This is a genomic window from Streptomyces sp. C, from assembly GCF_000158895.1.
GTDB lineage: Bacteria > Actinomycetota > Actinomycetes > Streptomycetales > Streptomycetaceae > Streptomyces > Streptomyces racemochromogenes.
The window spans coordinates 142,310-163,828 of record NZ_GG657752.1 but is presented as its reverse complement, the minus strand read 5'-3'; the positions used below and the strand labels follow the sequence as shown (position 1 = coordinate 163,828).

19 protein-coding genes are annotated in these 21,519 nt (G+C 72.6%); 13 read left to right on the top strand and 6 right to left on the bottom strand.

Annotated features, from left to right (window positions below):
• The first annotated feature begins 182 nt into the window (after nucleotides 1-182).
• Nucleotides 183-560, top strand: coding sequence for an MFS transporter (locus SSNG_RS44590; protein WP_347232527.1), 378 nt, complete (start codon nucleotides 183-185; stop codon nucleotides 558-560).
• Here the strand turns inward: SSNG_RS44590 and SSNG_RS36970 are convergent.
• Complete coding sequence (locus tag SSNG_RS36970; RefSeq protein WP_007269112.1) at nucleotides 523-1,542, bottom strand: AIR synthase-related protein; 1,020 nt, start codon at nucleotides 1,540-1,542, stop codon at nucleotides 523-525. The genes SSNG_RS44590 and SSNG_RS36970 overlap by 38 nt on opposite strands.
• Entirely contained in the window at nucleotides 1,539-2,912 is a 1,374-nt protein-coding gene (gene ccrA / locus SSNG_RS36965; protein WP_241695359.1) for a crotonyl-CoA carboxylase/reductase, read from the bottom strand. Before ccrA ends, SSNG_RS36970 begins: the two co-directional genes overlap by 4 nt.
• Before the next feature lie 243 nt (nucleotides 2,913-3,155).
• Here ccrA and SSNG_RS36960 point away from each other — a divergent pair, with 243 nt between their 5' ends.
• The 4 genes from SSNG_RS36960 (at nucleotide 3,156) to SSNG_RS36945 (ending at nucleotide 6,456) form a co-directional block, all read left to right on the top strand.
• Complete coding sequence (locus SSNG_RS36960) at nucleotides 3,156-4,733, top strand: acyl-CoA carboxylase subunit beta (RefSeq protein ID WP_007269110.1); 1,578 nt, start codon at nucleotides 3,156-3,158, stop codon at nucleotides 4,731-4,733.
• Entirely contained in the window at nucleotides 4,730-4,936 is a 207-nt protein-coding gene (locus SSNG_RS36955) for an acyl-CoA carboxylase epsilon subunit (RefSeq protein ID WP_007269109.1), read from the top strand. The genes SSNG_RS36960 and SSNG_RS36955 overlap by 4 nt, the downstream gene beginning before the upstream one ends.
• Before the next feature lie 117 nt (nucleotides 4,937-5,053).
• Nucleotides 5,054-5,278 carry a DUF5988 family protein gene (locus tag SSNG_RS36950; protein WP_007269108.1) on the top strand — a complete coding sequence of 75 codons (225 nt, stop codon included), beginning with the start codon at nucleotides 5,054-5,056 and terminating at the stop codon, nucleotides 5,276-5,278.
• 167 nt (nucleotides 5,279-5,445) lie between these two features.
• Nucleotides 5,446-6,456: a glutathione S-transferase C-terminal domain-containing protein gene (locus tag SSNG_RS36945; protein ID WP_007269107.1), complete on the top strand. Its 1,011-nt coding sequence runs from the start codon at nucleotides 5,446-5,448 to the stop codon at nucleotides 6,454-6,456.
• An 85-nt stretch (nucleotides 6,457-6,541) separates the two neighbouring features.
• On the opposite strand, the gene SSNG_RS36940 is transcribed toward SSNG_RS36945, so the two are convergent.
• From SSNG_RS36940 to SSNG_RS36930, 3 genes are read right to left on the bottom strand one after another with little or no spacing between them, the layout of a single operon-like run.
• Nucleotides 6,542-7,585 (bottom strand): 2-oxoacid:ferredoxin oxidoreductase subunit beta, encoded by a 1,044-nt coding sequence (locus SSNG_RS36940; RefSeq protein WP_007269106.1) that lies wholly within the window; start codon nucleotides 7,583-7,585, stop codon nucleotides 6,542-6,544.
• Nucleotides 7,578-9,440: a 2-oxoacid:acceptor oxidoreductase subunit alpha gene (locus tag SSNG_RS36935; RefSeq protein WP_007269105.1), complete on the bottom strand. Its 1,863-nt coding sequence runs from the start codon at nucleotides 9,438-9,440 to the stop codon at nucleotides 7,578-7,580. The genes SSNG_RS36940 and SSNG_RS36935 overlap by 8 nt, the downstream gene beginning before the upstream one ends.
• A gap of 1 nt (nucleotide 9,441) precedes the next feature.
• Nucleotides 9,442-10,185, bottom strand: coding sequence for a 2OG-Fe dioxygenase family protein (locus tag SSNG_RS36930; protein WP_128637677.1), 744 nt, complete (start codon nucleotides 10,183-10,185; stop codon nucleotides 9,442-9,444).
• 202 nt (nucleotides 10,186-10,387) lie between these two features.
• On the opposite strand from SSNG_RS36930, the gene SSNG_RS36925 reads away from it, so the two are divergent.
• Genes SSNG_RS36925 through SSNG_RS36905 form a run of 5 tightly spaced genes read left to right on the top strand, consistent with a single transcriptional unit; the run spans nucleotide 10,388 to nucleotide 17,641 of the window.
• Nucleotides 10,388-10,621, top strand: a complete 234-nt coding sequence (locus SSNG_RS36925) for an acyl carrier protein (protein ID WP_241695349.1) — start codon at nucleotides 10,388-10,390, stop codon at nucleotides 10,619-10,621.
• A gap of 14 nt (nucleotides 10,622-10,635) precedes the next feature.
• Nucleotides 10,636-14,673 carry a type I polyketide synthase gene (locus SSNG_RS36920; protein WP_206731441.1) on the top strand — a complete coding sequence of 1,346 codons (4,038 nt, stop codon included), beginning with the start codon at nucleotides 10,636-10,638 and terminating at the stop codon, nucleotides 14,671-14,673.
• A gap of 48 nt (nucleotides 14,674-14,721) precedes the next feature.
• Nucleotides 14,722-16,344 carry a long-chain-fatty-acid--CoA ligase gene (locus SSNG_RS36915; protein WP_007269101.1) on the top strand — a complete coding sequence of 541 codons (1,623 nt, stop codon included), beginning with the start codon at nucleotides 14,722-14,724 and terminating at the stop codon, nucleotides 16,342-16,344.
• A gap of 5 nt (nucleotides 16,345-16,349) precedes the next feature.
• Nucleotides 16,350-17,141 carry an alpha/beta fold hydrolase gene (locus tag SSNG_RS36910; protein ID WP_007269100.1) on the top strand — a complete coding sequence of 264 codons (792 nt, stop codon included), beginning with the start codon at nucleotides 16,350-16,352 and terminating at the stop codon, nucleotides 17,139-17,141.
• A 38-nt stretch (nucleotides 17,142-17,179) separates the two neighbouring features.
• Entirely contained in the window at nucleotides 17,180-17,641 is a 462-nt protein-coding gene (locus SSNG_RS36905; protein ID WP_007269099.1) for a nuclear transport factor 2 family protein, read from the top strand.
• Nucleotides 17,642-17,717: 76 nt separating this feature from the next.
• Here the strand turns inward: SSNG_RS36905 and SSNG_RS36900 are convergent, their stop codons facing one another.
• The gene (locus SSNG_RS36900) at nucleotides 17,718-18,317 is read right to left on the bottom strand and encodes a TetR/AcrR family transcriptional regulator (RefSeq protein ID WP_007269098.1); all 600 of its coding nucleotides are present in this window, start codon (nucleotides 18,315-18,317) and stop codon (nucleotides 17,718-17,720) included.
• Nucleotides 18,318-18,486: 169 nt separating this feature from the next.
• On the opposite strand from SSNG_RS36900, the gene SSNG_RS36895 reads away from it, so the two are divergent.
• The 3 genes from SSNG_RS36895 to SSNG_RS36885 all read left to right on the top strand — a co-directional run.
• A complete protein-coding gene (locus tag SSNG_RS36895; protein ID WP_007269097.1) occupies nucleotides 18,487-19,905 on the top strand; it encodes an MFS transporter in 1,419 nt (472 codons plus the stop codon).
• A gap of 269 nt (nucleotides 19,906-20,174) precedes the next feature.
• On the top strand, nucleotides 20,175-20,954 hold the full coding sequence (locus SSNG_RS36890) for an AfsR/SARP family transcriptional regulator (RefSeq protein WP_206731440.1): 780 nt from the start codon (nucleotides 20,175-20,177) through the stop codon (nucleotides 20,952-20,954).
• A 16-nt stretch (nucleotides 20,955-20,970) separates the two neighbouring features.
• Nucleotides 20,971-21,519 (top strand): CbiX/SirB N-terminal domain-containing protein (locus SSNG_RS36885; protein WP_042804875.1); only part of this gene is annotated, 549 nt, incomplete at its 3' end.

The following is a 21,519-nucleotide window of genomic DNA, read 5'->3' as shown; positions in this document are numbered from 1 at the left end:
GAACCTGTTCACCACGGCCCTGTGGTCCCGCGTGGCCGCCCGGTACGGCCACCGGCGGGTGCTCGTCCTGTCCTGCGCAAAGTTCGCCGGGGGCGCCCTGCTGCTGCCGGCCGCGCCCGTCATGCCGGCGTTCTGGGCGCCGGTGGCGCTCCTCGTCGTCGGCACCGGGGCACGCGGGGCAGCTGCTGTTCCTGTACGCGATGCTCGCCGAGTGCGCGGCCGGGGACGCCGCCCGCACCGGGCGCAGCCGGGCCGGCGCGATGTCGGGCCTGTTCAGCGCCGGGGAGGCGCTGGGCATGGCCGTCGGGCCGTTCCTGATGGGGCTGGTGCTGCAGGCGTCCGGCTACGTCTCCTCCGACACCGGGCACGCCACCGGCCAGGGTTCGGGCGCCGCGTGGGGGGTCCTGGCGGGGATGGGGCTGCTCCCGGCGCTGGCCGCGGCGGCCGGACTCGTACTGCTGCGCGGCTTCCGGCCCGCGGCCCACCCGGCCCCGGCCGGCCCGGCGAAGGCGGTGGCGGGGTTCACGCCAGCCGGGGGAAGGCCGCCGGTTCGGGTGTGACGGGCACCGCCCCGCCCCGGTCGCGCAGCAGCTCGACCGGGGCGGCGCCGTCCTCGACGACCGTGCCGATCTCCGCGGCGAACCGCCCGTACGGGTGGGTGCGCAGCGCGGCCAGGACACCGGGGGCGGCGTCCGGCGCGACGAGCAGGCACAGGCAGCTCTCGCTGGAGGCGTGCAGCGGGTCGACGGCCATGGCCTCCAGGGCCATCCGGGCCTCGTACTGCACGGGCAGCGCGCTCTCCTCGACGCGCAGGGTGTGGCCCAGTTCGCGGGCGTACGCGTGCAGCGCGGCGGCGAGGCCGCCGCGCGTCACGGTGCGCACGGCCCGGATCCCGTCGCCGGACGCGGCGGCGCGGGCCCGTTCCAGCAGTCCGGCCAGCGGCGCGCAGCCGCTGGGGACGAGGCTCTCGAAGCCGAGGCCGCGGCGCACCGACAGGATGTGGGCGCCGTGTCCGCCGAGCGGGGCGCTGAGCAGGACGCGGTCCCCGGGGCGGGCGTCGCGGGTGTCCAGCGGGGCGCCGTGGAAGGCGCCGATGCCGGTGGTGTGCAGGTAGACCTGGTCCGCCTCGCCGGCCCGCACGACCCGGACGTCCACGCCGGCGACCACCACGTCGGCCTCGCGGGCCGCGTCGCGCACGGAGCGGGCCAGGCGGTGCAGCCGCTCCAGCGGCAGGCCCGCCTCGACGACGGCCGACAGGGTCAGGGCGAGGGGGCGGGCGCCGGCGGCGGCGAGTTCGTTGACGGTGGCGCACACGGCGATCCGCCCGATGTCGCCGCTGCCGTAGAACGGCGGGTCGACGACGTGGGCGCCGCTCACCAGGGCGGGCGGGTGCGGGCCGAGGGGCGGGCAGGCGCCGCGCACCTCCGCGAGGACGTCCTCCAGCAGGGCGCGCAGCTCACCGCCCGGGGGGAGCTCGTCGTCATGGGCGAGGGCCACCTGGCCGCCGGGGAGGGCGGCCCCGGCGGCCCTCGTCCCGGTCATCCGGTTTCCGGCAGCGTACGGCCGTCGCGGAAGCGGTTGATGGCGTCGAGGTGCCGGGCGCGCATCTCGTGGTCGCGGACGCCGAGGCCTTCTTCCGGGGCGAGCGCGAGGACGCCGACCTTGCCCTGGTGGAGGTTGCGGTGGACGTCGTAGGAGGCCTGGCCGGTCTCCTCCAGCGGGTAGACCTTGGAGAGCGTCGGGTGGATCCTGCCCTTGGTGATGAGGCGGTTGGCCTCCCACGCCTCACGGTAGTTCGCGAAGTGCGAGCCGACGATCCGCTTGAGGGACATCCACAGGTAGCGGTTGTCGTACTCGTGCATGTAGCCCGAGGTCGAGGCGCAGGTGACGATGGTGCCGCCCTTGCGGGTGACGTAGACGGAGGCGCCGAAGGTCTCGCGGCCCGGGTGCTCGAAGACGATGTCGACGTCCTCGCCGCCGGTCAGCTCGCGGATCCGCTTGCCGAAGCGCTTCCACTCGCGCGGGTCCTGCGTGCGCTCGTCCTTCCAGAACCGGTAGTCCTCGGCGTTGCGGTCGATGACCGCGTCGGCGCCCATCTTCCGGCAGATCTCGGCCTTCTCCGGGGAGGAGACGACGCAGATGGGGTTGGCGCCGCCGGCCAGGGCCAGCTGGGTGGCGTAGGAGCCGAGGCCGCCGCTGGCACCCCAGATCAGGACGTTGTCGCCCTGCTTCATGCCGGCGCCGTTGCGGGAGACCAGCTGGCGGTAGGCGGTGGAGTTGACCAGGCCCGGGGAGGCGGCCTCCTCCCAGGTGAGGTGGCGCGCCTTGGGCATCAGCTGGTTGGACTTGACGAGGGCGATCTCCGCCAGGCCGCCGAAGTTGGTCTCGAAGCCCCAGATGCGCTGCTCGGGGTCGAGCATCGTGTCGTTGTGGCCGTCGGCCGATTCCAGCTCCACCGACAGGCAGTGCGCGACGACCTCGTCGCCGGGGTGCCAGCGGTTGACGCCGGGGCCGGTGCGCAGCACGACGCCCGCGAGGTCGGAGCCGAGGATGTGGTACGGCAGGTCGTGGCGCGCCGCGAGCGGGGACATCCTGCCGTACCGCTCCAGGAAGCCGAAGGTCGGCAGCGGCTCGAAGATCGAGCTCCAGACGGTGTTGTAGTTGACCGAGGAGGCCATGACGGCCACCAGGGCCTCGCCGGGCCCGAGTTCGGGCAGCGGTACCTGCTCGACGTGCAGGGACTTGCGGGAGTCGCGGTCGCGGGTCGCGATGCCCGCGAACATGTCCGTCTCCGACTTGTGCACGGTCACCGCACGGTACGACTCGGGCAGCGGCAGGGCCGCGAAGTCGGCGGCGGTGACAGCGGGAGATCCGCTGCCAGATGCGGTCGACGCGGCGATCGCGTCGAGGATTTCCTTCACAGAGGCCTCCGGCGGTTCGGACGTGACGTTCCACTGATACGCATTCCGGCCACCGAAGTCCCGGGCGCGGCGCATGCAGTGGGGTCCGCACGGGCGGGGTAGGGGTGCCCCCGACTCCGTACGGAGCGTGCGGCGGGTCCGGGCGGTGGCGTGCAAGCCCGGCTTTAGCCCGGCGCCGGACGCTCGTCGCCGCGCACCGGCCGGTCCGGCGCGTCCGCGACGAAAGGGGCCCTCATGAGCACCCAGGAGGAGATCCGGTACTCGTCCCTGAGGGAACGCACGGCGGAGCTCGCCGTCCTGCGGGAGGAGGTGGTACGGGGTCCGAGCGAGAAGGCGACCGAGGCCCAGCACTCCAAGGGGAAGCTGACCGCCCGCGAACGCCTCGAACTCCTCTTCGACGAGGGGACGTTCACCGAGATCGAAGGGCTGCGCCGGCACCGTGCCACCGGCTTCGGCCTGGAGTACAGGAAGCCGCACACCGACGGCGTGATCACGGGGTGGGGGCTGGTCCACGGCCGGACCGCCTTCGCGTACGCCCACGACTTCCGGATCTTCGGCGGGGCACTGGGCGAGGCCCACGCCCAGAAGATCCACAAGCTGATGGACCTCGCCGAGACCACCGGGGCGCCCCTGGTGGGCCTGTGCGACGGCGCCGGCGCCCGCATCCAGGAGGGCGTCACCGCGCTCGCCGGCTACGGCGGCATCTTCACCCGCAACGTGCGCAGCTCCGGGGTGATCCCGCAGATCTCCGTGGTCATGGGCCCGTGCGCCGGCGGGGCCGCGTACTCCCCGGCGCTCACGGACTTCGTCTTCATGGTCCGCGGGACGTCACAGATGTTCATCACGGGACCCGACGTGGTCCAGGCGGTCACCGGCGAGGCCGTCACCAGCGAGACCCTCGGCGGGGCCGACAGCCACGCGGGGACCTCCGGCGTCGCGCACTTCGCGTACGACGACGAGGAGAGCGCGCTGGAGGACGTGCGCTACCTGCTGTCGCTGCTGCCCGCCAACAACCGCGAGCTGCCGCCGGCCGGGGACACCGACGACCCGCCCGGCCGGCGCTGCGAGCGCCTGGCCGACCTGGTGCCCTCGCGTCCCCACCAGTCGTACGACATCCGCGAGGTGATCGAGGAGGTCGTCGACCACGGGGAGCACTTCGAGGTCCACGCCGGGTGGGCGCGCAACGTCGTCTGCACCCTGGCCCGGCTCGGCGGGCAGAGCGTCGGCATCGTCGCCAACCAGCCCTCCTGCATGGCGGGCGTCCTCGACATCCAGGCGAGCGAGAAGGCCGCGCGGTTCGTGCAGTTCTGCGACGCCTTCAGCATCCCGCTGGTGACGCTGGTCGACGTACCGGGCTTCCTGCCGGGCGTGGGCCAGGAGCACGGCGGGGTGATCCGGCACGGGGCCAAGCTGCTGTACGCGTACTGCAACGCCACCGTGCCGCGGATCTCGCTGATCCTGCGCAAGGCCTACGGCGGCGCGTACATCGTCATGGACTCCCGCTCCATCGGCGCGGACATCGCCCTGGCCTGGCCGTCCAACGAGATCGCCGTGATGGGCGCCGAGGGCGCCGCGAACGTCATCTTCCGCCGCGAGATCGCGGCCTCCGACGATCCCGACACGGTGCGCCAGATGAAGATCAAGGAATACCAGGCCGAGCTCATGCACCCCTACTACGCCGCGGAACGAGGCCTTGTGGACGACGTCATCGACCCCGCCGAGACCAGGTCCCGGCTCATCGACGCGCTGGAGATGCTGCGCGGCAAGCACGCGCCGCGCCCCAGCCGCAAGCACGGGAACCTCCCCCTGTGAGCCCCGCCGAGGCCCAGCTCCAGCAGGCGGCCTTCCACGTGGTCGGCGGGTCCCCGACGCTGGAGGAGGTCGCCGCCATCGCCATGCTGCTCACCGCCCGGATGATGGGCTCCGAGATCGCCCCGCCCGAGCCGCGGCCGTTCCGCGCGCAGTGGGCCGCGGCCGACGGGGACTTCCGCTCCCCGGGCTCGTGGGCATCGTGAAGCGTACGGTTCCTCCGCTTTCAGCCCGGTTTTAGACCGGCTTTAGCGGTACACCCGATCCTGTGCGGCAGGCAGTGAGGTTGCTGCCTCCGCACCCGGCCGAAGGAGACGACGACCATGACAGTGCAGAGCCCGAACGTCATACTCAGCGGCGGACCCTCGTCCAGTGCCGAAGAGCTGGACCGCATCCGCTACGTGGAGGACACCACCGCGAAGGTGAAGGTCCTCAACGGCAACCGGTACGAACACTTCGAGCCCACCGGGGGCACCGTGGTGGACCCGGAGCTGGAGCTCGAACTCCTGGTCTACGCCTACAGCGGCCACACCTACGTCGCCGAGTAGCCGCGGGCCTCACGCGGCAGGACCCACGGGAGCCGTCCGGACGCGAAGGCGCGCCGGGGCGGCTCCCGTCAGCGGTGTCGGGAGGGCTCCGGGCCGCCCGGACGAGGGACGGTCGAGCTCCGGTGGAGCGGCTGCTCGGGGCCGCGGTTCCTGGGTAGGCCCCGGGGATGAGCAACGTACGCCCCGACAAGGGATACACGCGGGACAGCCGGTACATCACCACCCGGATCACCGCCGACGGACGCGACGGCTTCCCCGTCGAGCCCGGCCGCTACCGTCTCGTGGTGAGCCGCGCCTGCCCCTGGGCGCACCGCGCGACGATCGTCCGCCGGCTCCTCGGGCTGGAGAAGGCCCTGCCGCTGGCCGTCGCCGGGCCGACGCACGACAAGCGCAGCTGGACCTTCGACCTCGACCCGGACGGCCGCGACCCGGTGCTCGGGATAGAGCGCCTGCAGGAGGCCTACTTCGCCCGCTTCCCCGGATACGACCGGGGCATCACCGTGCCCGCGATCGTGGACGTGCCGAGCGGCGAGGTGGTCACCAACGACTACGCGCAGATGACCCTGGACCTGTCGCTGGAGTGGACGGCGTACCACCGCGAGGGGGCGCCGGAGCTGTACCCGGCGGCGCTGCGGGCGGAGATCGACGCGGTCAACGAGGAGATCTACACGGACGTGAACAACGGCGTCTACCGCGCCGGGTTCGCCAAGTCCCAGGAAGCGTACGAGGAGGCGTACGAGGCGCTCTTCGACCGTCTCGACCGGTTCTCGGAGCGGCTGGCGGGCTCCCGCTACCTGGTCGGGGACACGATCACCGAGGCGGACATCCGGCTGTTCACCTCGCTGGTGCGCTTCGACGCCGTCTACCACGGCCACTTCAAGTGCAACCGGCAGCGCCTCTCGGACATGCCGGTGCTGTGGGCGTACGCCAGGGATCTGTTCCAGACGCCCGGTTTCGGGGACACGGTCGACTTCGACCACATCAAGCAGCACTTCTACGTCGTGCACAGCCACATCAACCCGTCCGGGATCGTGCCGGCCGGCCCGGACCCGTCGGGCTGGCTCGAACCGCACGGCCGCGAGGCGCTGGGCGGTCGCCCGTTCGGGGACGGCACCCCGCCCGAACCGCCCTCCGCCGCCGAGGCCGTCCCGCCGCTGGGGGCGCCGTCGCGCGCCTGAGGCGGCGGCCCGGCCGGGCACCGTACGGAGGGGGCGGCCCCGCGGCCGCCCCCTCCCCGCTGTCCGCGGGGTGTCAGAGAACGTGTCAGAGAACGTATGCGTCGGAGCCGGCGAGCAGGGCCCCGAGGTCCGCTTTGCCTCGCTGGTCGACGGCCGCGTCGAGCTGGTCGGCCATGAGGGTGTCGTAGACGGGCCGTTCCACGCTGCGGAAGACGCCGATGGGTGTCTGGTGGAGGGTGTCGGGGTCGGCGAGGCGGGAGAGGGCGAAGGCGGTGGTGGGGGTGGCCGCGTGGGCGTCGTGGACCAGGATCCGGTGTGCGTTGGCGTCGGTGATCTCGACGGCTTCGAGGTCGCCGGTGCGTTCGTTGCGGACGACTCCCAAGGTGTCGTCGGCGCCGAAGCGGACGGGCCGGCCGTGTTCGAGGCGGATGACGGCTTCGCGGGCCTGTTCCTGGTCCTTGAGGGCTTCGAAGGCGCCGTCGTTGAAGATGTTGCAGTTCTGGTAGATCTCGACGAGGGCGGTGCCGGGGTGGTCGGCGGCCTGGCGCAGGACCTCGGTGAGGTGTTTGCGGTCGGAGTCGATGGTGCGGGCGACGAAGGAGGCCTCGGCTCCGAGGGCGAGGGAGACGGGGTTGAAGGGGGCGTCGAGGGAGCCCATGGGGGTGGATTTGGTGATCTTGCCGAGTTCCGAGGTGGGGGAGTACTGGCCTTTGGTGAGGCCGTAGATGCGGTTGTTGAAGAGGAGGATCTTGAGGTTGACGTTGCGGCGCAGGGCGTGGATGAGGTGGTTGCCGCCGATGGAGAGGGCGTCGCCGTCGCCGGTGACGACCCAGACGGAGAGGTCGCGGCGGGAGGTGGCGAGGCCGGTGGCGATGGCGGGGGCGCGGCCGTGGATGGAGTGCATCCCGTAGGTGTTCATGTAGTACGGGAAGCGGGAGGAGCAGCCGATGCCGGAGACGAAGACGATGTTCTCCTTGGCGAGGCCGAGCTCGGGCATGAAGCCCTGGACGGCGGCCAGGACCGCGTAGTCCCCGCAGCCCGGACACCAGCGGACCTCCTGGTCCGACTTGAAGTCCTTGGCGGCGAGCTTCGCCTCCGCCCTGGGGACCAGGCGCAGTGCCTCAGTCATCGATGACCTCCTTCAGGACCGCGGCGAGCTGCTCGGCCTTGAACGGCATGCCGTTGACCTGGGTGTGGGAGCGGACGTCCACCAGGTAGCGGGCGCGGATGAGGGTGGCGAGCTGCCCGAGGTTCATCTCGGGGACGACGACCCGTTCGTAGCGGGCGAGGACCTCTCCGAGATTCCTCGGGAAGGGGTTGAGGTGGCGCAGGTGGGCCTGCGCGATCGGGGTGCCGGCGGTGCGGAGCCGGCGGACGGCGGCGGTGACGGGGCCGTAGGTGGAACCCCAGCCCAGGACGAGGGTGCGGGCGCCGTCCGGGTCGTCGACCTCCAGGTCGGGGACCTCGATGCCGTCGATCTTGGCCTGCCGGGTGCGGACCATGAAGTCGTGGTTGGCCGGGTCGTAGCTGATGTTGCCCGTGCCGTCCTGCTTCTCGATCCCGCCGATCCGGTGCTCCAGGCCCGGTGTGCCCGGCACCGCCCACGGACGGGCCAGCGTCTGCGGATCCCGCTTGTAGGGCCAGAACACCTCGGTCCCGTCCGCGAGGGTGTGGTTGGGGCCCGTGGCGAAGCGGGTGCGCAGGTCGGGCAGTTCGTCGGGGTGCGGGACGCGCCACGGCTCGGAGCCGTTGGCGAGGTACCCGTCGGAGAGCAGGAAGACCGGCGTCCGGTAGGTGAGGGCGATGCGGGCGGCTTCGACGGTGGCCTCGAAGCAGTCGGCGGCCGTCCTGGGGGCGATGACGGGGACGGGGGCCTCGCCGTTGCGGCCGTACATGGCCTGGAGGAGGTCCGCCTGCTCGGTCTTGGTCGGCAGCCCGGTGGACGGGCCGCCGCGCTGGATGTCCACGATGAGGAGGGGGAGTTCGAGGGAGACGGCGAGGCCGATGGTCTCCGATTTGAGGGCGACGCCCGGTCCGGAGGTCGTGGTGACGGCGAGCGCGCCGCCGAAGGCCGCGCCGAGGGCGGCGCCGATGCCGGCGATCTCGTCCTCGGCCTGGAAGGTCCGCACGCCGAAGTTCTTGTGCCGGCTCAGCTCGTGCAGGATGTCGGAAGCCGGGGTGATCGGGTACGAGCCGAGGTAGAGCGGCAGGTCGGCGGCGTGCGCGGCGGCGATGAGGCCGTAGGAGAGGGCCAGGTTCCCGGAGATGTTGCGGTAGGTGCCGGTCGGGAAGGCCTTGGTGGCCGGGGCGACCTCGTAGGAGACGGCGAAGTCCTCGGTGGTCTCGCCGAAGTTCCAGCCCGCCTTCAGGGCCGCCACGTTCGCCTCGGCGATGCCGGGCTTCTTCGCGAACTTCTGCCGCAGGAAGGCCTCCGTGCCCAGGGTCGGGCGGTGGTACATCCACGACAGGAGACCGAGGGCGAACATGTTCTTGCTGCGTTCGGCTTCCTTGCGGGTCAGCCCGAAGTCCTTGAGGGCCTCCACCGTGAGAGTGGTGAGCGGGACGGGGTGGACGCGGTAGGCATCCAGGGAGCCGTCCTCCAGGGGGGAGGTCTCGTAGCCGACCTTGGCCATGGGGCGCTTGGTGAACTCGTCGGTGTTGACGATGATCTCCGCGCCGCGCGGCACGTCCGCGATGTTGGCCTTCAGTGCCGCCGGATTCATCGCGACCAGCACGTCCGGCGCGTCACCGGGGGTGAGGATGTCGTGGTCCGCGAAGTGCAGCTGGAACGAGGACACGCCCGGCAGGGTCCCGGCGGGGGCCCGGATCTCGGCGGGGAAGTTCGGCAGCGTCGAGAGGTCGTTGCCGAAGGACGCCGTCTCCGAGGTGAAACGGTCACCCGTCAGCTGCATACCGTCACCCGAGTCACCCGCGAAACGGATGACCACCCGGTCGACACGGCGGATCTGGGAAGTCGTCACCATGTCAGACGGCGTTCTGCTCTTCGCGGCGCAGCTCCGGCTCGTGCTTGTAGCCCAGGATCAGCACGTCCCGGACCGCCGCCTTCGCCGGGTCGAGGGGGTGGATCGGGCGGACGGCGTGCAGGATCTGGGCGTCGGCCCAGAACATGGTGTCCATCTGCTCGGTGAGGCTGAACTCGGCCACGAGGTCCTTGTCCAGGCTGTAGACCTGGGACTCGCCGCCCCGGGCGTTGAAGCGGCCCATCAGGTGGATCGCGCCGAAGTCGACCTCGTCGCGGTGCGGGCCCTCAGGGGTGGGCTCGCCCGTCTCGTCGGGGGTGCTGATGATCCGGAACTGGTGGCACTGGACGTCCCAGGGGTCGTCCAGCCAGGAGTCCTCGGGGACGGGGAACTTCTCGAAGTCGGCGCGCAGGAGCCGGGTCAGCAGCGGGTTGTCCAGGGTGGCCCGGCTCAGCGGTGCCACGTCGCGGTCGATGCCGCCTGCGTAGTCGTTGGCGTTCATCGACTGGAAGTAGGGGCGGTGCGGGCGCAGCCGGACCTCTCCGGTGCGGGGCACGAAGAAGAAGCGGTCGTAGGCGCGCTCACGGAAGCGGGAGCCGCCCTTCAGGTACTGGTCGGTCTCCAGGTGCTCCCATTCGGCGGCGAGTTCCTTGACGTGCTGCCGCAATTCGGCGTCGATGACGAGCCGGTCGGCCGGCAGCAACGAATATCCGTTGGCCCGCAGTTCTTCCCGTGCTTCGGTCTGCATTGTTGGCTCCTCCACGCCGGTCTCACGCACTGCTGCTCCGCCGAGGCTCTCACAGCACTGCTGACGCTGAACTGACGGGTCCGGCGGGTCAGGAAGGCGTCAGCAGACCGTCACGGCGGCTGTGCTTCACTCGACCGGTATGACGGATCAATTAATGGCCTCGCCCAGGTCGGAACGCCGGACGGTCCTGGAAGAAATCGTCGTGGCGGAATTCAAGACCGCGCTCCTCATGCCCGATGACGAGGAGCTTCCGCTGGAGGACAGCTTCTTCGAGCTCGGCATGACGTCCTTGCTGCTCACCATGGTGAAGCAGCGGCTGGAGGAGCGGCTGGGGCGGGGCATCAGCAGTACGGCCCTGTTCAACCAGCCCACCGTCGAGCGGCTGACCGACCATCTGGCCTCGGACGTCCTGGCCGACATCTTCGAAGCGAATTGAGAGGGGCGGCCGCCGTGCCCGGAACTCCGGAAGAGCGGGATCTGAAGGAAAGGCTCGACGCCGCGGAGGAGACCGTCCGCAGGCAGGAAAAGGAGATCGGGCGGTTCCTTTCCGAGAAGCACGAGCCGATCGCCGTGGTCGGTATCGGAATGCGCCTGCCCGGCGGGAACAATTCCGTCGACGAGCTGGATTCCTTTCTCCGGCAGGGGCGTTCCGGTATCGGCCCGCTGCCGCGCGACCGCTGGGTTCCGGAGGTGGCCGACGGTTCGATCACCGCGACCGCCGGTGGTTTTCTGGACCGCATAGACGAATTCGACGCGCAGTTCTTCAACATTCCGCCCAAGGACGCCCCCTTCGTCGATCCGGCGCAGCGGCTGCTGATGGAGACGGTGTGGCAGGCCCTGGAGGACGCCGGCATCGACCCGGCCGGGCTGCGGCACGGCGACGGCGGCGTCTACGTGGGTGCTTCCCCGCTGGACTTCGCGCTGGAGCTGGAGGGCCTCACGGACGAGCAGCTCGACGGGAGCCTGACGACCGGCCTGGGCGCCTACTCGCTGTCGGGGCGGCTGTCGTACTTCCTGGGCTGGCGCGGCCCGAGCCTGACGACGGACACCGCGTGCGCGGCGTCGCTGACCGCCCTGCACCTGGCGGTGGAGGGGCTGCGGCGCCGCGAGTGCGGGATCGCGCTGTGCGCCGGGGTGAACACCCTGCACAACCCGCGCTCGTACGTGATCCTCTCGCACGCCCAGATGCTGGCCCCGGACGGGCACTGCAAGACCTTCGACGAGAGCGCGGACGGCTACGCGCGCGCCGAGGGCTGCGGGGCCCTGGTGCTCAAGCGGCTCTCCGACGCGCTGGCGGACGGGGACCGGGTGCTGGCGCTCGTACGCGGGACCGCCATCGGGCAGGACGGCGAGAGCGCGGGGCTGAGCGCGCCCAACGGCACGGCGCAGGAGGCCGTGATGCGTGCGGCGCTGGCCGACGCGCGGCTGGAGCCGGGCGACATCCAGTACGTGGAGGCGCACGGGACGGGGACCCCGCTGGGCGACCCGATCGAGCTGGGCTCCGTCAACGGGGTGTTCGGCGCCTCGCACGACAGGGCCGACCCCCTCGTCATCGGCTCGCTGAAGGCCAACCTCGGGCACATGGAGCCCGCGGCCGGGCTGGGCGCCGTCGTCAAGGTGATCGCGCAGATGCGGGCGGGGGTCTTCTTCCCGCACGTGTGGCGGAACCTGTCCGGGCGGATCCCTTGGGAGAACTACCCGATCGAGGTGGCGGACGGGGAGCGGCCGTGGAAGGCGCCGGTGCGCCGGGCCACGGTCAACGGCTTCGGGGTCGCCGGGGCCATCGCGGTGGCGGTGCTGGAGGAGCCCCCGGCCGTGGAAGCCGTACCCGGGCGGACGGAGGCGGACGACGACGGGCGCGGGCACGTGTTCACGCTGTCCGCCAAGTCGCGGCCGGCGCTGCGGCTCCAGGCCCGGCGCCACGCCCGCTTCCTCGCCGAGCACCCGGCCACCGGCCTCGCCGACCTGTGCCGCACCCGGGCCACGGGCCGGTCGCACTTCCGCCACCGGGTGGCGGCGGCCGTGTCCTCCACCGCCGAGCTGGCCGAACGGCTGGAGCGGTGGGGTGCGCCGTCCCGGGGGGAGGAGAAGCCCGACGCGTTCCGCAAGACGGCCTTCCTGTTCACCGGCTCCGGTTCGCAGTACGTGGGCATGGGCCGGGCCCTGTACGGCAGGTTCCCGGTGTTCACCCGGTGCGTCGACGAGTGCGACGCGCTCTTCGCGCCGCTGCTGGGGCGTTCCGTGGCGGCGGTGATGCTCGGTGAGGTGCCGGACGCCGAGGAGACCCTGGCCCGTACGCCGTTCACGCACGCGGCCCTGTTCACGCTGGAGTACGCGCTCGCCCGGCTGTGGCTGTCGTGGGGGGTGCGGCCGAGCGTGCTGATCGGGCACAGCGTCGGCGAGGTCGTCGCGGCGACGGTGGCGGGGCTGTTCACCCTCGCCGACGGGGTGGCGTTCCTCGCCGCCCGCTCCCGGCTGATCGAGTCGGAGGGCGTGCCCGGGTCGATGGCGGCCGTGTCGGCGCCCGTGGAGGAGGTCCGGCCGCTGCTGGAACGGTGGCCGGAGCTGGCCGTCGCGGCGGTCAACGCCCCGGAGCAGTGCGTGGTGTCCGGCGCGGCCGGGGCGCTGGCGGAGGCGGTGCGGGAGCTGCGCGCGGCAGGGTGGACGGTGACGGAGCTGCACGTGACGGCGGCGTTCCACTCGCCGCTGATGGCCGGGGTGTCCGAGCCGCTGGCCGAGGTGCTGCGCGGGATCGCCTTCCACGAGCCGCAGCTGCCGATCGTGTCGAACCTGACGGGGCGGATCGCCGATCCGCGGGAGCTGGCGACGCCCGATTACTGGGTGCGCCACGTCAACGAGACCGTCGAGTTCGCGGCCGGGGTGCGTACCGTCGCGGAGCGCGGCCGGCACGTGTTCCTGGAGGTCGGGCCGTCGTCGGCGCTGACCTCGCTGGCCCGGCGCTGCGTACCGCAGGAGCAGCACCGCTGGCTGACGAGCATGCGGTCGAAGGACACCGCGGGCGCTGCCCTGGACGCCGCGCTGGCGGGTGCGTACGCGGCGGGGCTGAACATCGACTGGGGCGCGGTGTACGCGGACGGGCCGGGGCGGCGGATCCCGGTGCCCGGCTACGCCTTCGACCGGCGCGAGTACCGGCTCCCGGCCCGCCCCGCCGGTCGGCGCGGGGCGGGCGGCGACGGGCACCCGCTGCTCGGCCGGGAAGCCGGAGCGGACGGACGGGACGGACCGGACGGACGGGACGGACGGGACGGACGGGAGGACGGTACGCGGGAGTTCCGGGCGCGGATCAGTGCCGCGCAGCCCGCGTACCTGGCCGACCACACCATCGGCGGCCAGGCCTTCCTGCCCGCTTCGGCCTACCTGGAGCTGATGCTCGCGGTGCAGGACGAGGTCCACGGGGACACCGGCCGGGCGGTGGAGGACGTCCGCTTCCACGAGGCGCTGTTCCTGTCGGACCGGCCGGTGCTGCTGGTGACCCGGGTGCGGACCGCGCCGGACGGGAGCCTGGCGGTGGAGGTCTCCAGCCGGGCCGCCGACGGCCCCGCGGCGGCCGAGCGGCTCCACGCCACCGCGGTGATCGCCGCCGAGGCCGACTACGCGGGCAGCGGCCTCGCGGGCCCGGGCCGGACGCTGCTGGCCCTGACCGGGGCCCTGGAGGACGACGAGCCCTCCCGGGTGCTGGACGCCGACGAGGTGCGGGCCGCGTACGCGGAGGCCGGACTGGAGTACGGCCCGCAGTTCCTGCGGGCCCGCCGGGTGGCTGCGTACGGACCGGACTTCGCGGTGACGGAGCTGTCCGGCGCGGGCCTGTCCCGGGACGGGCTGCTGCCGCCGCCGCTGCTGGACGGGGCGACGCACGCCCTGGCGGCGCTGGCCGACGACGGCCGCCGGTACGTGGCCACGAGCGCGGGCCGGCTGCGCGCCTTCAAGAAGCCGCGCGGTGCGGTGCTGCGTTCCGCGGCCCGGATCACGCGCGCCGAGGACCCGGAGGCGGCGGACCCGGCGTTCACCCTGGACGTGCTGCTGCTGGAGGAGGACGGCCGGCCGGTGGCGGAGCTGTCCGGGCTGGGCTTCACCCGGCTGCCGGACCGGCCGGTGGAGGCGGCGGCCGCCGAGCGGACGGCGCGGGCGGCGGCCTCGGCCGCGCCGCTGGACGTGGAGGCGCTGGCGGCGGCCCCGGCCGAGGAGCGGCGGACGGCGCTGGTCGCCCTGGTCCGCGCGACGGTGGCGGCGCTGCTGGCGATCGACGACCCGGAGTACGTGGACACCCGGGCGGGCTTCCTGGAGCTGGGCGTGGACTCGCTGACGGCGATCGTGCTCAAGAACCAGCTCCAGACGCTGCTGCGGGTCCCGCTGGTGTCCTCCTCGGTCTTCGACCACCCGTCGGTGGAGGAGCTGGCCGAGCTGCTGTCCGTACGCCTGGCCGCCGACGCGGTACCGGCCGGGGCCGCCGTGCCCCCGGCGGCCTGAGACCCCGCCCCCCTCCAACCCCGAGAGCGAACAGGACAAGGGAACCCCATGGACAACCGTACGGAGGACCGGACCCTCGCCGCCCGAGCGGCGCTGCACGCCCGGACCCGGCCCGACCGGCCCGCGGTGATCTGCGAGGACCGCGCACTGACCTTCGCCGAACTGCACCGGGAGAGCAACCGGACCGCGCACGCGCTGCTGGCCGCGGGCCTGGCGGCCGGTGCGCGGGTGGGCTATCTGGGCCGGGAGTCGGAGCGCTACTACGACCTGGCGCTCGGCTGCGCGAAGGCGGGCGTGGTGCTGGTGCCGGTGAACTCGCGGCTCACCGCCGGCGAGGTCGAGCACGTGCTGCGCGACTCGCGGGCGGAACTGCTCTTCGTGGAGCGGGAGTTCCGCCCGGTGGTGGACCGGTTGCGGACGGCGCTGCCCGAGCTGCGGCAGGTCGTCGAGTCGGACTCCGACAGCCACGTGGCGGGCGGCTTCCTCGACTGGAAGGCGGGGCTGCCGGACACGGATCCGCCGGCGGGCGGCGGGGCCGGCTTCGACGACGCGGTCGCGCAGCTGTACACGAGCGGGACGACCGGGCTGCCGAAGGGGGTGGTGCTGGCGCAGCGGACGTTCTTCACCTTCATCGCCGACACCCGGGCGGCCGGGGTGGACTGGATCGACTGGCGGCCCGAGGACCGGGGGCTGAGCTGCTTCCCGGGGCTGCACACGGCCGGCTTCGGCTGGTTCATGCACTCCTTCAACGCGGGCGCCACCACGGTGGTGATGCGGCAGTTCCTCGCCGACGAGGCGACCCGGCTGATCGAGCGGCACGCGGTCACGACCCTGTGGGCGGCGCCCGCGATGCTGCGGATGATGCTGGCCGAGCGGGGGACGACCCGCGAGACCTTCCGCTCGCTGCGCAAGGTGGTCTACAGCGGTTCACCGATCGACCGCGAGCTGCTGCTGACCTGCATCGACGTGCTCGACTGCGAGCTGGCGCAGGGCTACTCCTCGGCGGAGGCGGGCAGTTTCCTGACCGTCCTGGCGCCGGAGGACCACACCGCCGGGAGCCGGGTGCTCGGTTCGGCGGGCCGGGCCGTGCCCGGTGTGGGGCTGCGGATCCTGGACGGGGAGGGCCGCGAGCTGCCGGCCGGCGAGGTGGGCCGGGTGGTGGTGCGGAGCCCGGCGCGGTTCCTGGAGTACTGGCGGCTGCCGGAGGTGACGGCCGGGGCGCTGTCCGGGGAGTCCGGGGAGTGGCTGTCGATGGGCGACATGGGCCATGTCGACGCCGACGGCTACCTGTTCCTCGCCGACCGGGTCAACGACACCGTCATCGTCGCGGGCCAGAACATCTACCCCACGGAGGTCGAGAACGCGCTGCGGGCCCACCCGGCGGTGGCGGAGGTCTCCGTGTACGGGGTCCCGCACCCGGAATGGGGCGAGGCCGTCCGGGCGGCGGTGGTGCTGCGCGAGGGCGCCGAGGCGACCCCGCGGGAGTTCCTGCGGTTCATGAACGGCCGGATCGCCGGCTTCAAGATCCCGACGGGGTACGACATCGTCGCCGAGCTGCCGCGCAACCCCACCGGGAAGGTGCTGCGGCGGGTGCTGCGGGAGCGGTTCACCGCGGGCCGGTCCGCCGCCCCCGCGCCCGCCCCCGCCCCCGCCTCCGCGCCCGCCCGGTAGCCGCCGTGGACGCCGTACGGGCTCCCGGGCCGGCGCCGGGCCCGCTGCCCGAGGTGCAGGGCGCGGCGCGGTGGCTGCACCCGGCCGACGCCGAACCGGACGCGGAGTCGCGGCTGTTCCTGCTGCACCACAGCGGGGGCGGCGCGTCGATGTACCGCGAGTGGCCGGGGCGGCTGCCCGGGTCGGTCGCCTGCCAGGCGGTGCAGCTGCCGGGGCGGCAGGAGCGGCGGCGCGAGGCTCCGTACACCCGGCTCGGTCCGCTGGTGGAGGCCCTCGCGCGGGTGGTGTCGGACGAGTTGGACGAGCGCCCGTACGCGGTGTTCGGGCACTCGATGGGGGCGCTGCTGGGCTACCGGCTGACGGTGGAGACCGAGCGCCGGGGCCTGCCCGCGCCGGTGCTCCTGGCCGTGTCGGGGTGGGCCCCGGAGGGGTTCTCGGCGCCGGCGGCGCTGTCCGCGGACCCGCTGGAGGCGCTGCGGCTGCTGGGCGGGCTGCCGGAGGCGGTCGCCCGGGATCCGGAGCTGCTGGCGGGGGCGGTCCGCGCGATGGGCGCGGACGGCTCGGTGTGCGCGGACTTCTCGGACGACGGGGCGGCCGTGGGCTGTCCGGTCGTCGCCTACTCCGGGCGCGGGGACCCCCTCCTCGCGCCCGGCGCCATGCGGTCGTGGGCCGGGCGGACGCCGGAGTTCCTGGGGTGCCGGACCTTCCCCGGGGACCACTTCTACCTGAGCGCCCACGCCCGTGCCATCACGGCCGACCTGGCCCAGCTGCTGCCGCGGTACGCCGCGGGGCGCTGAGCGGGCGGCGTTCCAGCGGAACCCGGAGGTACCCCGTCATGCTGCCCCGACCCAATGAACTCCTGGCGCGCTACGTCGCGTTGTGGAACGAGAAGGACGAGCGGCGCAGGCGCGACATGGTGTACGGCCTGTACGCGCCGGACTGCGTCTACGTGTTCTACCGCAAGGACCCGATCCGGGGGCACGCGGCGCTCCTGGACCAGCTGGCCTACACGCACGAGGTGTACGGCCCGATGGGGTACGAGTTCCGGTCCTCGAACAACGCGACCGGCCACCACGACGTCGTCCGGTTCAACTGGGTGATGGTCTCGGCGGCCACGGGCGAGATGGAGATGTCCGGCCAGGACATCGTCGTGCTCGCCGAGGACGGTCGAATTCAGGCCGACTACCAGTTCCACGACAGGATGCCCTCGTCGTTCTCGTACAACGACGGGTACGAGGAGCACGGCGTGGCCGTACGGCACGCGCGGCCCACCCGTACCGGCGCCGGCGGCCCCTGACGTGGACCGGTCCCGGACGCGCTCCGGCCCCGCGGCATCCGTGTGCCGCGGGGCCGGGCGCGTCGCCGTCGGGGCGTCAGCGGGTGGCGGCCGCCAGGGCGTTCGGCGCGTACTGGCGCAGGACGAGCTCGGTGGTGACCAGGGCCATGCGGGCGGGGCCGCTCTCGCCGAGGACCTCGCCGTTGGCCAGGGTGCCGCCGACGATGAGCATCAGCGTGTCGGCGAGGGCGTCGGGGTCCTCGGCGCGGGCCTCGACGCCCTTGTCGCGGAACCAGTTGCGCAGGCCCTTGAGGTGCAGCTTCGCCTCCTGGCGGCCCGGGTGTCCGGGCTCGCGGAACTCGCTGGAGGTGTTGTAGTAGATGCAGCCGTGGAAGTCGGGGTCGCGGACGCTGGCGTGGAAGAACTCCATCAGCGCGAGGATCTGGCGGGCCGGGTCCCCGGAGTGGGGGGCGGTGACCTCCTCGGCCTGCTCCCACCACTGGGCGTCGCTCTCGCGCAGCCAGGCCGCGATCAGTTCGTCCTTGCTGGCGAACTCGCGGTAGAGCAGGCTCTTGCCCACTCCGGTCGCGTCGATCACCTGCTGCATGCCGACGGCCCGGACCCCCTGCTCACCGAAGAGTTTGGCCGAGGCTTCCAGGATCCGCCGCCTCGTGCCTGGTGCCGGTGTGCGCGCCATGTCTCAACTCCTTCGCCTCTCCCCCGCGGTTCCCAGCATACGTTTGACACGGGGGTTTGTGAGCGCTAGAAATGGACCGATCAGTCCTGGACTGACCGGTCCACTATTTGCCGCATAGCGCGTTCCGCAGAGCCACTGCTTCCGACGACACTCCGATCGGAGTCTGATCATGACCGAGGCATCCCCGACCTCTCCCCCCATCGCACGGGTGTTACCGCCCGCCCCCGCGGTCAAGAGCCTGCCGCTGCTGCTCCTGGTCGTGTGCGCGGTGCAGTTCCTCGACGCGATGGACATCGCGAGCATGGGACCGGCCCTCCCCCTGGTCCAGGCGGACCTCGGGATGTCGACCTCCGCACTCCAGTGGGTCGTCTCGGCGTACGCGCTGGGCTTCGGCGGGTTCCTGCTCCTGGGCGGCCGGCTGGCCGACCTCTACAACCGCAAGAAGCTGCTGATCGGCTGGCTGGCGGTGTTCGTCGTCGCCAGCGTGCTCGGCGGCATCGCCGACGACGGCGTGGTCCTCGTCGTCGCCCGCCTCCTCAAGGGCGTCAGCGCCGGCATCACCGCACCCGCCGCCATGGCCATCCTGCTCGACGCCTTCCGTGACGAGCAGTCACGCAACCGCGCCCTGGGCACCTTCCTCGCCGTGGCCTCGGCCGGCTACTCCCTCGGCCTGATCCTCGGCGGCCTGATGGCGGGCCTCTCCTGGCGGCTCGTCCTGTTCGCCCCGGCCGTCGCCGGTGTGCTGGTCGCGCTGCTCGCCGCGTCGGTCGTCCCCTCGCAGCAGGAGAAGGGCAAGAGCGGCAGCCTCGACATCCTCGGCGCCGTCACGGTGACGGCGGGCGCGGTGGCCCTGGTGTACGGACTCAGCCGGGCCGCCAGCGACGGCTGGGGCGACACCCAGACCATCGGCTCGCTGATCGCCGCCGCGGTCCTCTTCCCGCTGTTCGCCGTCGTCGAGAGCCGCCACCCGGCCCCGCTGGTGCCGCTGTCGGTCTTCCGCAAGGGCCAGCTGACCCGGTCCCTGATCGCGATGCTCTTCTTCGGCGCCTACGTCTCCTTCCAGTTCGTGCTGACCCTCTACTACCAGGAGCAGCTGGGCTGGACCCCGCTGGAGGCCGGCCTCGCCTTCCTGCTCGGCGGCGTGCTGACCGCGGGCACCGCCCGCTACGGCGCCGCGCTGGTCACCAAGTACGGCGCCTGGCCGGTCGCGACCGGCGGCCTGGTCCTGCTGAGCATCGGCTACCTGGGCTGGGTCCTGCTGATGGGTCAGGTCGACCCGCTGGTCACCCTGTTCGCGCAGCAGCTCCTCGGCGGCCTCGGCTTCGCCGCCGTCTACCCGGCGCTGAACATCGCCGCCGTCGGCACGGCCGCGCCGGACGAGCAGGGCCTGGTCTCCGGCCTGTTCAACGCCGGCGCCCAGATCGGCAACGGCGTGGTCATCGCGCTCACCGCGACCGTCTTCTCGCTCAGCACCGGCGGGATCGCCCCCTACCGGGCCGGCCTGTGGACCGTCACCGTCCTCACCCTCGGCGTGACCCTCGTGGCCCTGACGGGCGCCGCCCGCTACCGCCAGAAGGCCTCCGCCTGACCGAGGGGGCGCCGCCTCGGCGGCGCCCCTCCCCCGATCGGCCGTGCAGCACGTCCGGCGCACCCATTGGATCCCCCGCATCCGGTGCCGGCCGTGCTGCACGGCCTTTGGCGTGTCATTGACACGCCCCCACCTGAGCAAGTACGGTCGGGACCGATCGGTCCACTAAGAATTCAGAGCAACTCCGGTTCGCACACGACACCGTTCTCTTTCCATCTCGCGGGGAGATGTTTGTGTTGCTGTTCTCAGTCCTGGGATCCATAGAGATAATGAAACAGAGAGTCGCCGTGAGGCTCGGCGGCGCCATGCAGCAGACGCTCCTGGCGACCCTGCTCGCGGCCGGCGGATCGCTCGTCACCGTCGACTCCCTCATCCTCGAACTCTGGGGGACCACACCCCCCAACAAGGTCGAGAACGCCCTCCAGGCGCAGGTCAGCAGGGTCCGCAGGACCCTCGCCGCCGTGGAGCCCGAACGCCAGGGCTCGCGGGTGGTGACGAGCACCTCCGGCTACCAGTTCCTCTTCGACCGGTGGGAACTCGACGCCTACGTGTTCCTCGACACCGTGGACGCGATCCACGCGCGCTCCGGAACGGACACCCTCTCCGACCACCGCCGCAACATCACCGACCTGCGCGAGCAATTAGCCCGCTGGCGCGGCCCGGTATTCGGCGGACTGGCCGGCGGACCCATCTGCCGGACCGCCTCCACCCGATATCTGGAGGCACGGAATTCGGCACTCATTCTGCTTTACGATCTGGAACTCCGCACCGGCGGCCACGAACGGATCCTGCCGGAGCTGACCGAGCTGTACTCGCGCAACCCGAACCACGAGCAGTTCTGCATGCTGCTCATGCGCGCCCTGTACCGCTCCGGCCGGCAGCTCGACGCGCTGACCGTCTACCGCCAGTGCCGGCACAACATGATCGAGTCCCAGGGCATCGAGCCCTCCCCCGTCCTGAGCCAGTACGAGCGGGCGATCCTCACCCACGACCCGATGCTGCTCCAGGACGAGCCCTACTGGCCGGTGCCGGCCCTCGTCGCGGGCTAGCCGGGGAGCCCCCGCGATGGGCGACTTCCTGCTGCTGGTCGCGCACGGCAGCCGTGACCCCCGGCACGCGCGCACCGTGCGCGCGCTGACCCGGCGGATCCGGTCGGCGAGGCCCGGACTGCCCGTCACCGCGGCCTTCCTGGACTTCGACCGGCCCTCCGTACCGGCCGCGCTGGAGCGGCTGGCCCGCCTCGGCGCACGGAGCGTGGTGGTCCAGCCCCTGCTGCTGACCCGCGCCTTCCACGCCTCGGTCGACCTGCCCGGCGTACTGCGCCGGGCGCCCGCCTCCCTGACGGTGCGACAGGCCCGCGTACTGGGCCCGGACCCGCTGCTGACCGCCGTACTGGAACGCCGCCTCCACGAGGCCGGCCTCGGCCCGCAGGCGCGTACGGCGACCGCCGTGGTCCTCGCGGCCGCGGGCACCGCCGACCCGGACGCGGCCGCCTCCCTCGCCGGGATCGCCCGGCGGTGGCAGCGCACCGGATGGCGTGACGTACGGCCCGCGTTCGCCTCGGGCGGCACCTTCCCCCGTACCGAGGACGCCGTACGGGCGCTGCGTGCCGGG

Excerpts from the sequence above, each read along its gene's own strand:
- SSNG_RS36970 (WP_007269112.1), bottom strand. The coding sequence starts at position 1,542 with ATGACCGGGACGAGGGCCGCCGGGGCCGCCCTCCCCGGCGGCCAGGTG.
- SSNG_RS36960 (WP_007269110.1), top strand. The coding sequence starts at position 3,156 with ATGAGCACCCAGGAGGAGATCCGGTACTCGTCCCTGAGGGAACGCACG.
- SSNG_RS36930 (WP_128637677.1), bottom strand. The coding sequence starts at position 10,185 with ATGCAGACCGAAGCACGGGAAGAACTGCGGGCCAACGGATATTCGTTG.
- SSNG_RS36935 (WP_007269105.1), bottom strand. The coding sequence starts at position 9,440 with ATGGTGACGACTTCCCAGATCCGCCGTGTCGACCGGGTGGTCATCCGT.
- SSNG_RS36945 (WP_007269107.1), top strand. The coding sequence starts at position 5,446 with ATGAGCAACGTACGCCCCGACAAGGGATACACGCGGGACAGCCGGTAC.
- SSNG_RS36950 (WP_007269108.1), top strand. The coding sequence starts at position 5,054 with ATGACAGTGCAGAGCCCGAACGTCATACTCAGCGGCGGACCCTCGTCC.
- SSNG_RS36890 (WP_206731440.1), top strand. The coding sequence starts at position 20,175 with ATGAAACAGAGAGTCGCCGTGAGGCTCGGCGGCGCCATGCAGCAGACG.
- SSNG_RS36905 (WP_007269099.1), top strand. The coding sequence starts at position 17,180 with ATGCTGCCCCGACCCAATGAACTCCTGGCGCGCTACGTCGCGTTGTGG.
- SSNG_RS36915 (WP_007269101.1), top strand. The coding sequence starts at position 14,722 with ATGGACAACCGTACGGAGGACCGGACCCTCGCCGCCCGAGCGGCGCTG.
- SSNG_RS36900 (WP_007269098.1), bottom strand. The coding sequence starts at position 18,317 with ATGGCGCGCACACCGGCACCAGGCACGAGGCGGCGGATCCTGGAAGCC.
- SSNG_RS36940 (WP_007269106.1), bottom strand. The coding sequence starts at position 7,585 with ATGACTGAGGCACTGCGCCTGGTCCCCAGGGCGGAGGCGAAGCTCGCC.
- SSNG_RS36895 (WP_007269097.1), top strand. The coding sequence starts at position 18,487 with ATGACCGAGGCATCCCCGACCTCTCCCCCCATCGCACGGGTGTTACCG.